This window comes from Arthrobacter sp. 01T428 (genome assembly GCF_056398685.1).
Genome location: NZ_JBFTPW010000024.1, coordinates 1 through 12,603 on the forward strand (window position 1 = coordinate 1; position 12,603 = coordinate 12,603).

The 12,603-nt window shown below is 65.0% G+C and carries 13 protein-coding genes; 12 read left to right on the plus strand and 1 reads right to left on the minus strand.

Annotated features, from left to right (window positions below):
* A partial coding sequence (locus tag AC1DJB_RS20000) for an HNH endonuclease signature motif containing protein (RefSeq protein WP_441438274.1) occupies positions 1-351 on the plus strand: 351 nt, incomplete at its 5' end.
* A 2-nt stretch (positions 352-353) separates the two neighbouring features.
* Here the strand turns inward: AC1DJB_RS20000 and AC1DJB_RS20005 are convergent.
* Entirely contained in the window at positions 354-812 is a 459-nt protein-coding gene (locus AC1DJB_RS20005) for an Lrp/AsnC family transcriptional regulator (RefSeq protein WP_306963577.1), read from the minus strand.
* Positions 813-1,078: 266 nt separating this feature from the next.
* Between AC1DJB_RS20005 and AC1DJB_RS20010 the strand changes: the two genes are divergently transcribed.
* From AC1DJB_RS20010 to AC1DJB_RS20060, 11 genes are all read left to right on the plus strand, one after another.
* Entirely contained in the window at positions 1,079-1,711 is a 633-nt protein-coding gene (locus AC1DJB_RS20010; RefSeq protein WP_332602877.1) for an RraA family protein, read from the plus strand.
* A gap of 45 nt (positions 1,712-1,756) precedes the next feature.
* Positions 1,757-3,106, plus strand: a complete 1,350-nt coding sequence (locus tag AC1DJB_RS20015; RefSeq protein WP_441433617.1) for an MFS transporter — start codon at positions 1,757-1,759, stop codon at positions 3,104-3,106.
* A gap of 114 nt (positions 3,107-3,220) precedes the next feature.
* Complete coding sequence (locus AC1DJB_RS20020) at positions 3,221-4,024, plus strand: LamB/YcsF family protein (protein ID WP_441433616.1); 804 nt, start codon at positions 3,221-3,223, stop codon at positions 4,022-4,024.
* Positions 4,025-4,071: 47 nt separating this feature from the next.
* Complete coding sequence (locus tag AC1DJB_RS20025; protein WP_441438273.1) at positions 4,072-4,863, plus strand: carboxyltransferase domain-containing protein; 792 nt, start codon at positions 4,072-4,074, stop codon at positions 4,861-4,863.
* The gene (locus AC1DJB_RS20030) at positions 4,850-5,887 is read left to right on the plus strand and encodes a 5-oxoprolinase subunit C family protein (RefSeq protein WP_476910756.1); all 1,038 of its coding nucleotides are present in this window, start codon (positions 4,850-4,852) and stop codon (positions 5,885-5,887) included. Before AC1DJB_RS20025 ends, AC1DJB_RS20030 begins: the two co-directional genes overlap by 14 nt.
* 113 nt (positions 5,888-6,000) lie before the next feature.
* Entirely contained in the window at positions 6,001-6,813 is an 813-nt protein-coding gene (locus AC1DJB_RS20035) for an SDR family oxidoreductase (protein ID WP_441433613.1), read from the plus strand.
* Positions 6,814-6,905: 92 nt separating this feature from the next.
* Positions 6,906-8,075: a pyridoxal phosphate-dependent aminotransferase gene (locus AC1DJB_RS20040; protein ID WP_441433612.1), complete on the plus strand. Its 1,170-nt coding sequence runs from the start codon at positions 6,906-6,908 to the stop codon at positions 8,073-8,075.
* A gap of 74 nt (positions 8,076-8,149) precedes the next feature.
* A complete protein-coding gene (locus AC1DJB_RS20045; RefSeq protein WP_441433611.1) occupies positions 8,150-8,740 on the plus strand; it encodes a TetR/AcrR family transcriptional regulator in 591 nt (196 codons plus the stop codon).
* Between the two features lie 664 nt (positions 8,741-9,404).
* Positions 9,405-10,313, plus strand: coding sequence for a tRNA glutamyl-Q(34) synthetase GluQRS (gene gluQRS / locus AC1DJB_RS20050; protein ID WP_441433610.1), 909 nt, complete (start codon positions 9,405-9,407; stop codon positions 10,311-10,313).
* Complete coding sequence (locus tag AC1DJB_RS20055) at positions 10,314-11,330, plus strand: NADP-dependent oxidoreductase (RefSeq protein ID WP_441433609.1); 1,017 nt, start codon at positions 10,314-10,316, stop codon at positions 11,328-11,330.
* Between the two features lie 138 nt (positions 11,331-11,468).
* Positions 11,469-12,596 (plus strand): serine hydrolase domain-containing protein, encoded by a 1,128-nt coding sequence (locus AC1DJB_RS20060; protein WP_441433608.1) that lies wholly within the window; start codon positions 11,469-11,471, stop codon positions 12,594-12,596.
* Positions 12,597-12,603 lie beyond the last annotated feature (7 nt).

Below are 12,603 nucleotides of genomic sequence, written 5' to 3' on the forward strand. Positions count from 1 at the left end.
GACATCATCCCCGTGGTCCTGGGCGGCGAGGGCCAGGTCCTGGACATCGGACGGGCCTCACGGATCTTCCCGCCGCACATCCGCAAGGCCATCACCGCGCGGGACAAGGGCTGCGCCTTCCCCGGGTGCACCATGCCGGCCCCTTGGTGTGAAGCGCACCACATCGAATACTGGTCCCGCGGCGGACCCACGAGCGCCGCGAACGGGACGTTGCTCTGCAGTCATCACCATCATCTGATCCACAAGGAAGACTGGCACATCCAGGTCCAAGCGGGCGTGCCCTGGTTCATCCCGCCACCGCACATAGACCCCCACCGGAAACCGCGGCGGAACCACTACTTCCAAATATGACCTCAGCCTTGCAGCAACCCTGTTGTCCGGTACGGAATCACCTCGCGCAGGAACATGCTGGTGGACGTGCGCACGATTCCCGGGCACAGCCTGATTTCTTCGGACACCCGGTATAGATCGTCCGGGCTCGTTGCGACCACGCGGATGATGAGGTCGGTGTCCCCGGCCGGCGCATGGCATTCAAGCACCTCTGGGATGTTGCGCAGGGCCGCGATCGCCTCGTTCAGCCGGCTCTGATCCAGCTCCGCACTCACCGCTGCCGCAACGCCCCGTCCGAGTGCGGAAGGCAGTACGCGGCTGCTGTTCGGACGCAAGGCGCCTGACGCCGTCATGCGCTCCAGGCGCGACTGGACCGTCCCGCGCGCCAGGCCCAAGCGCTGGGCGAGGACCATGATCGGCACACGGGGGTCGTCGTCGAGCGCGGCAAGGATGCGCTTGTCCGTTGAATCCAATTCCTGCATCGCTGCTGCTTTCTGCCTGGTCGCTCAAGGTTCGACTGGTCAAAATGTCCAACCAGATCCCATTCTCCCGCACAATCCCGGCACCGAGGCCCGACGACGCGAGCGAGCCGCCCCGAGCCGTGGTTGCGAATCATTTACATGCCCGTAACGGGAAACCCTTGACGGCGTGAATTTAAAACGCGAAACTCTTCTCATATGTGATTGACGTCTCAAGACGATCGACGCCCAAAGCGCCGGCTCTTGGGAAGAAAACAAAGGCGAAGAAAATGGCAACAACACTCGAACTGACCGTCCGCACCGCATCCTGGACCCGGCCGCCCCGCGAACTGGTCCGAGCGTTCGAGGCGTTCCCCGTGGCAAACATCGGTGACGCTATGGAGCGGCTCGGAATCGTGGACGGCGGGATCAGCCCGGTCTGGGAAGGCGCCCGCTGCGTCGGCTCGGCCCTCCCCGTGCTGGGCGCCGCCGGAGACAATGCCGCCGTCATCGAAGCGCTGAACTACATCCAGCCCGGCGATGTGGTGGTCATCAACGGCTTCGGCCACGAACACCGTGCCTTGGTAGGCGAGCAGCTGTCCCAGCGTTTCGAAGCCGCGGGCGCCACCGGAGCCATCATTGATGGCTACATCCGGGACCGCGCCACCATCACCGAAATCAAGTTCCCCGTCTTTGCCCGGGGTGTCACCCCTGCGGGTCCGTTCAAGAACGGCCCGGGAGTCATCGGCGAACCCGTCGCCATCGGCGGCATCGTCTGCTCGGCGGGCGACATCGTCGCCGCCGATGACGACGGAGTGGTCATCATCCCCCAGGCCCGTGCCGCGGAAATCCTGGAACGAGTCATCGCCGTGGCCGCGCACGAGGCCGAGATGACAGCGGAAATCACCCGCGAATACAGCTAGCGCTTTCTCCCACCCCAGCCCCCTCATAGACTGAAAGCACCCACCATGACAAAGCAATCGACGGACTCAGTGGAACTGAACACCGCTCAAATCAAAGTCGTAACCGCTGACGGCAGGATGGTGCGCAAAGCAACCTTTGCCGGCACCATGGGTTCCTTCGTGGAATGGTACGACTACGGCATCTACGGCCTGCTCACCACGTACCTGGCCATCAACATCATGGGTTCCAAGGACATCGGATCCTTGCTCCTGACCAACGTCGGATTCCTGGTGAGCTTCCTGGCCCGCCCCTTCGGGAGCGTCATCTGCGGATTCCTGGGCGACAGGCTGGGCCGCAAGAACCTGCTCGCCGTGCTCCTGCTCCTCATCTCCGGGGCCACGGCCTGCATTGGCCTCATCCCGTCGTACTCGGTCATCTTCTGGGCCGCTCCCGCATTGCTGATCCTGTTCCGGATCCTCCAGGGATTCTCGGCCGGTGGCGAAGTGGCAGGCGCCATGGCCTTCGTCGGAGAGTATGCCCACAACAAGCACCGCAACTACTCCATGAGCTTCATTGCGGTCGGTTCCTTTTGCGCTCTCCTCTTCGGCAGTGCCATTTCCGCAGGCCTCATCACCGCCCTCGGAGATTCCACCATGGAGGCCTGGGCCTGGAGGATTCCGTTCCTCTTCGCCCTGCCCCTGGGCTACGTCGGCTTCTATATCCGCTCCAAGATGGAAGACACCCCCCACTTCGCGGCACTGCGTGAGCGCAACGAGGTGGAACGCAACCCGCTGCGCACCGTCTTCACCTCCAAGCGCCACCTCAAGGCCATCGCCCTGACCATCTTCCTTCCGGCACTGAACGGTCCCGGCTACTACCTCCTGTTCGCCTACATGCCCACGTACCTGAAGACCCAGCTTGGCTCCGGACACAACTTCACGATGCTCCAGGCGCTCCTCGTCACCGCCGTCAGCCTGGTGGCCATCATCATCGCGATCCCGCTCATGGCGCGCTTGTCCGACCGCATCGGCCGCAAACCCGTATTGGCTCTCTCCGCCGTGCTCATGGCCGTGGTTTCGTACCCGATGTTCGCCATGATCACCACGGGCAACATGCCGCTGGCCTGCGTTGCCACGATCGTGATGGCTATCGCGTTCTCCGGCCACGCCGCGGTCGTCCACACCGTCCTGACCGAAATGTTCCCCACCACGGTCCGCTACAGCGCGTACAGCATCGGCTTCAGCATCAGCACCATCATCTTCGGCGGAAGCGCCCCGCTGGTCATGACGGAACTCATCAAGGCCACCGGCAACAGCATGGTTCCCGCCTACGCCTCGATCGGGACGGCCATCATCACGCTCGTTTCGGTCTACTTCCTGAAGGAAACCAAGGGCCAGCCCCTGCAGACTCACTAGCCAGACCAGAACCCCGACGGCGGTGGCCGCCCGCCACTGGAACGGCAGCCGCCGCCGTCGAACCCTAAGCAAGACAACAGAACCTCCTAACCAGGAACAGAAGCAGGAGTCACCTTGAGCATCAATTCAGTCGCCGTCGTCGCAGACCTCGGCGAAAGCTACGGTAACTACACGATCGGCGACGACGACGCCCTGCTCGGCCTCGTCACCGCCTCCAACATCGCCTGCGGCTTCCACGCCGGCGATCCGAGGGTCATGGATGCCACCGTCAAGGCCTGCGTGGAGCGCGGCATCGAACTCGGCGCCCACCCCGGATACCCGGACCTGGTGGGCTTCGGCCGCAGGCTCATCGAAGCCAGCGAAGAAGAAATCCGCACCGACGTCCTCTACCAGATCGGCGCCCTGGACGCGTTCGCCCGCATCCATGGCGGCAAGATCAGCCACGTAGCCCCGCACGGCCGGATGGGTAGCATCGCCCAGACCGACGCCAAGCACGCCCGCGCCATCACGGATGCCATCAAGGCCTACGACCCCTCCTACATCGTGATCTGCCAGAACGGCCTCCTGGCCGATGAATCCCGCAAGCGCGGACTTCAGGTGGGCTACGTCTTCCTCGCAGACCGCGGCTACGGCGAAGACGGCATGCCGGTCTCGCGAAACAGGGAAGGCGCACTCCTGCACGACCCCGAGGAAATCGGCCGCCGCGTGGTCCAGGTGGTGACCGAAGGGACCGTTCGCGCCGTCACCGGGAAGGTGGTCCCGCTGGGCCACGATGCCGACGTCGTCCTCCTCCACGGCGACCACCCGCAGGTCCTGCAGAACGGCACCGCACTGCGTGCGGCCCTCGACAAGGCGGGCATCAAAGCCACAGGCCTCCAGGAAGTCCTCGCCGAAAAGGCCCGGCTCGCCACGGTCTGAAGCTGAACAACCCCCGGATCCATCACCCGCACCACCGAGCAGGACTCATGACCACGCACACAGCACCCGCGGAGCGGCTGCACCACCCGCCCGAACTGGAAGCCGAGCCGTTCGGCGACTCAGCCCTCATGCTCCGGGTCAAGAACGACGACGGCGACCTCCGCCGGGCGGGGGCCAGCCGGCTCCGCGACGTGCTGCTGGGGGTGCGGCCGTACGGGGTGCTGGACATCGTGGCCGGCGTCGAGTCCTTGTTGGTCGAGTTCGATTGCCTTGCCGTGACACACGAACAATTGGCCCAGATCATCCGCTTGGCCGTTGCCGGCAAAGGCCTGGAACCGGGAGCACCTGGCGCCTCGCAATCACTTTTTGTCATACCGATGGTGGTCAGCGAGGAATTCTCCCCCGACCTTCCGGGGGTCGCCCGGGAACTGGGCCTGAGCCCGGATGCCGTGCTGAAGCAGTTCCAGTCCTCGGTGCTGACCATCAACCTGTTGGCCGCGGCCATGGCCCCCATGATGGGCGGCGTGAAATTCCCGGGCCAGGTCAGCCGCTGCGTCGAGCCCCGGACCAACGTGGAACCCGGGTCTGTCATGGTGGCCGGCACCAACGCCATCATCCAGCCGTTCCCCGGACCGAGCGGCTGGAAGGTGATCGGCCGGACTCCGCTCACCATTTGCGATATCCGGGAAGACCCCGCCACGTCATACAAACCGGGGGATCTGGTGCGTTTTGAAGTGGTTCCGGAGCGTGAATGGGAACGGCTTGAAGGCCGATTCCTGCGTGCTTCGGGCGGCGCTGGCTCGGATGGCTCGGATGGGAGCAACAGTGACCTTCCCTGAACACGCGATCGGCATCAACGTGAGCGAGGCCGGTTGGCTGTCCACGTTCCAGGACCTGGGCCGCGAGAATTCCGAGTTCATGGGCGTCCCCTGCGGAGGTGCGGCAGACCAGCACTCCGCGGCGGTCGCCAACATCCTGGTCGGCAACAGCCGCAAGGCCACATGCCTGGAAATCATGGGCGGACGGTTCGCGTTCACGGCCACGCACGACGTGATGTGCGCCGTGACCGGGGTCCCGGCGGAGGTCACAGTGAATGGCGACGCGGTGGCCATGTGGGAGCCGCTTTGTCTTCCTGCCGGAGCACGGGTTGTGATCGCCAAGGCCAGCGGTGGCATGCGGAATTACCTGGCGTTCAGCGGCGAACTGGAAACCGCCCGTTTCATGGGCAGCGCAGCGCCGGAATCGCGCATGGGATTCCCTCAACAACTCGCTCCCGGGCGGGCGCTCACCCTCCACAGCCGGTACCGCGGATTCACGCACCCGTTCCTGGCCCAGCCACTGTTCCGGCTGCCTGTTCCGGTGCCCGACTTCAGCCCGGACGTGTGGACCATCGACGTCGTCGACGGTCCCGAAACGGACCGGACCCCAGGCATCCGGAAACTGCTCAGCTCCAGCCACTACACCGTCGGCGCCAAATCCAACCACGTGGGCCTGCGATTGGACGGGCCGGTGGTGCATCCAGAGGGACTTGGGGAAATCGTGTCCCATGGGGTCCCAATCGGCGCATTCGAAATCCCGCATGGCGACGAACTCATCATCCTGGGCCGCTCAAGGACGTTGACCGCCGGCTACCCGATCGTCGCAGTGGCAGCCAAGGCTTCTTTGTCCATGCTGGGCCAGGCCAGTCCCGGCAGGAAGATGACCTTTCGCTGGATCAGCAACGCCGAAGCGGTGGAGCAATACCGCGAACAGCAGCGCGGTTTGGCACATCTGGAGGAGCGCGCGCACGCCCTGTTCGCCGCCGTCGGGCTCCCCCTCTACGCAAGTCCCGCGGCTCCCTCGCCGAGTCCCGCCGCGGCGTGACTCGCAGTCCCCGAAGAAAACACTTGACCATCATCTTCTAAAATGAGAAACTCTTCTCATATGTGATCGCCATCTCAAATGATGCACACTAAAAATGCAAGGAACTGAAAACCATGGGACTTCTGGACGGCAAGCTCGCGATCATCACCGGCGCCGGTACCGGCATGGGACGCTCGACCGCGGCCCTGCTGGCTGCAGATGGCGCGGCAGTGGTGCTCGTGGGGCGTCGTGAGGACGTTCTGCAGGAGCTCGCCACCGAAATCGTCGCCGACGGCGGACGTGCCTTTGCCCGCGCTGCGGACATCACTTCCAAAGACGATGTAGACGCCCTGCTGGAATGGGTCCACGAAAGCCTCGGTCCGGTGGACATCCTCGTCAACAATGCGGGTAGCTCCAGCAAGGTCCTCAACGTCCGGTGGATCAGCCAGGAGGAATGGAACGGCGTCCTTGACGTCAACCTCAACGCCGTCTACCTGCTCAGCCAGGCGGTCCTTCCGGACATGCTGAGCCGCAAGACCGGAACCATCATCACGGTCTCCTCGCTCGCCGCAGTGAATCCGAACCTTCTCGGCGGCGCCGCGTACGGCGCGGCCAAGGCCGCGGTCCGGAACTTCATGACGTACCTTCACAACACCTTCCGCAACGACGGGCTGCGCGCGGTGACCATCCTGCCCGGTGAAACGGCGACGCCCATCCTGGACAACCGCGCCCGCCCGCCTCGCGCGGAAGAGCGCGATGCCATGGTCCAGCCGGAGGACGTGGCCCGGGCCATCCACCTTGTGGCGACGCTGCCGCAGCGCACCGTGGTCCAGGAATTGGTCATCGCCCCCACCATCCAGCGGGATACCTCTGGCGACATCGAGATCAGCCGCTGGGCCGGAGCCCCTGCCGACGAGGCCCCCGCCGACGAGGCGCCGCAGCGATGAAACCCCGCCGGCTGTACGCGCCCTCCCGCGGAATCAATACCAAATCGCCCGCCCCCAAAACAACCTCAGCAACCACCCAGATCAGGACCCTCATGACACTCGAGCCAGCCACCGCCGTCGCCGATTTCCAGCCCTCCGAGGCGGTGCAGCGCATCCAGCGCACATCGCTGCGGGTGCAGCAGCCCCAATCCAAGGGAGACCTCGTCTCCTTGGCGATGGGCGAGCCGGATTTCGACACGCCGGCCCAGGTTCGAGCAGCAGCCGCCCGTGCCCTCGAGGACGGCTTCACCCACTACTCGCCGTTGCTCGGCGAGCTGGTGCTTCGCGAGGAGCTGGCTGCCCGTATCGGCCAGCTCCTCGCCGGAGTGGCCAGCCCCGGCGACGTGCTCATCACGCAGGGCGGCACGGCCGGCCTGTCTGCGGCGATCCTTGGCATTGTCAACCCGGGCGACAAAGTGGTCATCCCGGACCCCACCTATTCCCTCTACGCGGACCTCGTCAGCATGGCCGGGGGCATCACCGTGCCGGTGCCGCTGGCCGATGACCTGCACTGGGACCTCGAAGCATTGGCCACCGCACTTGAAGGCGCCAGGATGTTCGTCTTCTGCAACCCCTCCAACCCCACCGGCATCGTGCACTCCCGCCGCGAACTCGAAGCCCTCGCAGACATGGTCGCCGGAACCGACACCCTGATCCTTTCCGACGAGGCCTACAGCGATCTCGTCTACACGCCCGAACCCTTCACTTCGGCACTGGAAATCGAAGCCCTGGCCGGCCGGACCATCTACTGCCAGACCTTCTCCAAGAGCTATGCCATGACCGGATGGCGCGTCGGCTACCTCTGGGGCCCGTCCGAGGTCATCGCCTCCGCCGCCCGGATCCACAACACCTTCAACGGCTCCATGAACCAGGCCGTGCAATACGCGGCGCTCACCGCCCTCAAGACGTGCGGCCCCGACATCGAACGCATGCACGCTTCCTATGCGTTGCGCAGGGAGCTCATGGCCACCGGTCTCCAGCAGATTCCGGGTCTTACGGTCAGCTCGCCGGAAGGTGCGTTCTACCTTTTCCCCAAGTACGACGTCGAGCTGCCGGCAGCCGCGATGGTCGCCCACCTTCGCAATCACGGCGTCGCCGTCCGTCCCGGCAGCGAGTTCGGCCGGAACGGCGAGTTCCACTTGCGCTTGTCCTACGCCGCCAGCTCCGAGGCGATAACCGCCGGTGTGGAGCGCTTGGCGGCCGGTCTGGCCGAGCTCCGGTGAGTGCCGCGGACGTGGCCAGCGTTGCGCCCGCCGCTCAGGCGATACGCTGGGATCTGACACGGAAGGGGGCGCCCATGCGCAGCGACACCCAACGCAACCGCCGCCAGCTGGTGCGGGCCGCCGGGAAGCTCTTCGCCAAGGCCAAGGGCCCGGTGAGCATGACGGACATCGCCCGCGAAGCCGAGATCTCTCCCGCGACCGCGTATCGACATTTCGCCTCGGTGGAGGACGTCCTGGCCGCATTCCGCTTCGGTGTTGGCGAGAAGCTGCGCGATTTCAGCGTTGCGCAGACCACGTCCGGGGTGGAACTGCTGGAAAGCGTCAGCCGGCACTGGGTGGGTCTCGTCATCAAGCATGGCGGTTCCATGGTCCACACCCGTTCCGGCGAGGGGTACCTGGCCCGTCTTCGCTCCGGCGCGTACTACCTGACCATCCAGGCCGAGGCTTTGGAACGGCCGCTCCGCGAGGCCTGCGAGGAACTCGGGCTCCCACCTCTCGGGGACGAAGCCATGTTCCTGTGGAACATCCTCTTCGACCCCCGGGAAATTTTCGATCTGCTCAACACCGTCGGCCTGGACAAGGACCAAGTGTCCAGCAAGCTTTGTGCTGCGCTCCGTGGCGCGATGGCCGCGTGGGCAGCTGCGGAGCCAACTTCGGCAAAGTGACCACATCCTGATCGCCTTCCGTCGAGGAACCGGTCAGATTGACCAGTGACGGTTGAGTCCGTTGCGCCAGTTGTAGTGTTCCTGTTGAAATAGTGGCAACAAGGGGAAGGGCTACCGCCGGACCCCACAGGCTACGGATCCCCCGGCACACCACCCGGCCACCCGGAACACCGTCCCGCAAAGACGCAGCCGCTGATTGACTCTTGTTCACGCATCGTCTTTCCGCACCCCGCCGGCGTCGCCATGAAGGGTGGCCGGCACCACCATAAGAGCCCCTGAGCCACCGAACGCGTTGCGGTAGCTGAGGGGCTCTTGTGCTGCCGCGGAATGTGGTTGGTTCAAAGGGGCTGAATCGACACCGCGACAAAGGCGTATTCATCTTGGGAGGCGGCGGTCCACTCGACGTCCACTAGATCACCCGCCTTGAGGGACCTGTATCCCCCTGATTGCTCGATGACCGAGAAATGCGCGAAGCATTTCTTCCCGTCGGGAAGAATAAGTTCGCCCCAACCTTCTTCGGCTTTCTAGAAGCAAACCATCGCCTTGGCTCGAGCTGAGTTCAACGTTGGTCCTCTCTTTGGAAACTAAAGGTACCCAATTCTCCCAGCGGCCCCGACCTCCCCGGAATCCTGCAGGCACGCCCGGCGGCGCATAGTCTTGTGCCATGACTTCCGCTGGCCGCTTCGCTCCGAGCCCCTCCGGCGAGCTTCACGTGGGCAATCTGCGCACGGCCATGCTCGCCTGGCTCTTCGCTCGTTCCACGGGCCGCGCCTTCCTGCTGCGCGTGGAGGACCTCGACCGGGCTCGGGCCGGCGCCGAGGAAGTCCAGCTCCGCGATCTTGGGGCCGTCGGCGTGACGTGGGACGGCGCCGTCGTCCGCCAGACGGACCGTTCCGGCCTGTACAACGACGTGATCGAGCGGCTCGCGGACGCAGGGCTGACGTATGAATGCTTCTGCACGCGACGCGAGATCCAGGATGCTCCGTCCGCCCCGCACGCGCCACAAGGCGCTTACCCGGGCACGTGCAGGAACCTTTCGACGGCGGAGCTCGAGATCCGCCGGGCCTCCCGCCCTGCCGCCATCCGGCTCCGCGCTGAAGCCCACGAATGGACTGTGGAGGACAGGCTGCACGGTTCATACACGGGCGTCGTCGACGACTTTGTGCTCCGCAGGAACGACGGCGTCACTGCCTACAATTTGGCCGTGGTGGTGGATGACGCGGCACAGGGAGTGGACCAAGTGGTCCGCGGAGACGACCTCCTGTCCTCCACACCCCGCCAGGCCTATGTGGCCTCCTTGTTGGGCATTGCCGTTCCGGAATACGCCCACGTCCCCTTGGTGCTGAATCGCGACGGCGCCCGCCTGGCCAAGCGCGACGGCGCGGTGACGCTCGGCGACCTTGCCGCCGTCGGGCTGTCTGCCGCGGAGGTGCGGGACGTGATCTTGGAATCGCTCGGCTTGCCGGGAGGGCCGCTTGGCGAGGCCTTGGATGGATTTGATCCGGCCCGATTGCCACACGGGCCATGGATATGGAATGGCATTCAGCAATCAACCCTCCGGAAAGGGGCCTAAGTGCTCGCCTATGTGCTGACCCGCTACGGCGGCGCCGACGCAATGGAGCTGCAGGACGTCCCCAGGCCGGTTGCCGGTCCGGGCGAGGTCCTGGTCAGGGTGTTTGCCGCGGGACTCAATCCCGTGGACTACAAGCAACGTGAAGGTGCAGTTCGGGTGATCACCAGGCCAAGGCTGCCCTTGGTGGCTGGAAGCGAACTGGCCGGGATCGTGGAAGCTGTAGGCCCGGGCGTCACCCGCTTCGCCACGGGAGACCGGGTATTTGCCCGCGTGGACAAGACCCTGCTGGGCGCTTTTGCCGAACACGCCGCCGTCCACGAGGATTTCGTGGCGCTCATGCCAAGGTCGCTCAGCTACACCGAGGCCGCGAGCCTTCCCTTGGCGGGCCTCACCGCGTTGCAGGCACTGCGCGACGAGCTCGAGATCAAGCCCGGGACCAAGCTGTTCATTTCCGGGGGCGCGGGCGGAGTGGGAACCCTTGCCATCCAGTTGGCCAAGTACTTTGGCGCCGAGGTGACCACCACTGCGTCTCCCCGTGGGGAAGAGTTGGTGCGGCGGCTCGGGGCGGACGCCGTCGTCGACTATACGAAGGAGAACCTGGCCGAAGTGCTTCATGGCTTCGACGCCGCGCTGGATCTCGTGGGCGGCGAAACGCTGGACCAGACGTTCAAGATCCTCAAGCCGGGCGCGAAGGTGGTCAGCATCGCGGGGATGCCCGAACCGCAGACGGCCCTGAAGGACCTTGGGGCCCCGGCCTGGATGACCGTGCTGTTCTGGGCGGTCAGCCTCGGAATCCGGAGCCGCGCCCGTGAAGCCAACGTCCGGTACCGCTACCTTTTCATGCACCCCAGTGGCGAAGACTTGAAGTTCCTGTCACGCCTCGTTTCCGACGGAAAACTGAAACCGGTGGTGGATAGCAGCTATCCGCTCGAAAAGATCGCCGACGCTTTCGCCGCGCTGGAGCAGGGACGCGCCAAGGGCAAGATCGTGGTGACCATGGACACTCGCGGCAGTTAGGGGGCGCGGAAGGTGGGCCCATTCTGCCGGGTTCCCTGGCCGAGCTAGCGAGGTTAGTGGGCGGAAGGTGGGCCCATTCTGCCGGGTTCCCTGGCCGAGCTAGCGAGGTTAGGGGGCTGAAGGGATTAGGCTGTCCGGGTGGATGCACAGACGATTGCCCCTGGATTCGAACCGGTAGCCGAACTCTTTGGCCGTTTCCTCAGCGAGGACCCGGAATATTCAGCCCAGCTTGCGGCCTACCACCGCGGCGTCAAGGTATTGGACATCAGCGGCGGCCCGCACCGCCGCCCGGATTCGGTAACCGGTGTTTTCTCCTGTTCCAAGGGAGTGTCCGGGCTGGTCATCGCGCTTTTGGTCCAGGACGGCTTCCTGGACCTTGACGCTGAAGTGGTCAAGTACTGGCCGGAATTCGGCGCCGAAGGAAAGGCCACCGTTACCGTGGCCCAGTTGTTCTCCCACCAGGCCGGTCTTCTGGGAGTCGAAGGCGGACTCACCCTCGAGGAATACAACAACTCCGAGCTGGCCGCCGCCAAGCTCGCGCAGATGCGGCCGCTCTGGAAGCCCGGGACCGCATTCGGGTACCACGCCCTGACCATCGGCGTCTTCATGGAGGAGCTTTGCCGAAGGATCACCGGGTCCACCCTCCAGGAAATCTACGAACAACGCATCCGTTCGGTCACGGGCGCCCACTTCTTCCTGGGACTGCCTGAGTCCGAGGAGCCCCGCTATGCCACCCTCCGTTGGGCCGAGGACCCCTCCCAGCCGTGGATTGATCCCGCGAGCCATTTCGGACTTTCGGCCAACTCGGCGGTGGGGGACATCCTTGACCTGCCCAACATCCGCGAGGTGCGCGCCGCCGGCCTGAGTTCCGCCGCCGGGGTCGCCAGCGCCGAAGGCATGGCCCGCGTCTACGCTGCGGCACTCACCGGACTTGCCGCCGACGGCGACCGGCCCGCCGTCGCGCCCCTCCTCAGCGAAGAGACCATCCAGGCTGTCTCGGCCGAGCAGGTTTTCGGCATCGACCGCGTGTTCGGCGAGACCAGCTGCTTTGGGACCGTGTTCATGAAATCGCATGCACGCTCGCCATACGGGAGCTACCGGGCGTTCGGGCACGACGGCGCCAGCGCATCTTTGGGATTCGCTGACCCCGTGTATGAACTCGCTTTCGGGTACGTGCCGCAACAGGCCGAACCCGGCGGAGCCGGATGCCGCAACCTCGAACTGAGCGCCGCCGTGCGGAAGGCAGTCACCGAACTGGCTCAGTAGGATGAAG

What these genes read in the sequence shown, in the direction of transcription:
- AC1DJB_RS20025 (WP_441438273.1), top strand. Translation starts at nt 4,072, where the DNA reads ATGACCACGCACACAGCACCCGCGGAGCGGCTGCACCACCCGCCCGAA.
- AC1DJB_RS20005 (WP_306963577.1), bottom strand. Translation starts at nt 812, where the DNA reads ATGCAGGAATTGGATTCAACGGACAAGCGCATCCTTGCCGCGCTCGAC.
- gluQRS (WP_441433610.1), top strand. Translation starts at nt 9,405, where the DNA reads ATGACTTCCGCTGGCCGCTTCGCTCCGAGCCCCTCCGGCGAGCTTCAC.
- AC1DJB_RS20015 (WP_441433617.1), top strand. Translation starts at nt 1,757, where the DNA reads ATGACAAAGCAATCGACGGACTCAGTGGAACTGAACACCGCTCAAATC.
- AC1DJB_RS20010 (WP_332602877.1), top strand. Translation starts at nt 1,079, where the DNA reads ATGGCAACAACACTCGAACTGACCGTCCGCACCGCATCCTGGACCCGG.
- AC1DJB_RS20040 (WP_441433612.1), top strand. Translation starts at nt 6,906, where the DNA reads ATGACACTCGAGCCAGCCACCGCCGTCGCCGATTTCCAGCCCTCCGAG.
- AC1DJB_RS20035 (WP_441433613.1), top strand. Translation starts at nt 6,001, where the DNA reads ATGGGACTTCTGGACGGCAAGCTCGCGATCATCACCGGCGCCGGTACC.
- AC1DJB_RS20045 (WP_441433611.1), top strand. Translation starts at nt 8,150, where the DNA reads ATGCGCAGCGACACCCAACGCAACCGCCGCCAGCTGGTGCGGGCCGCC.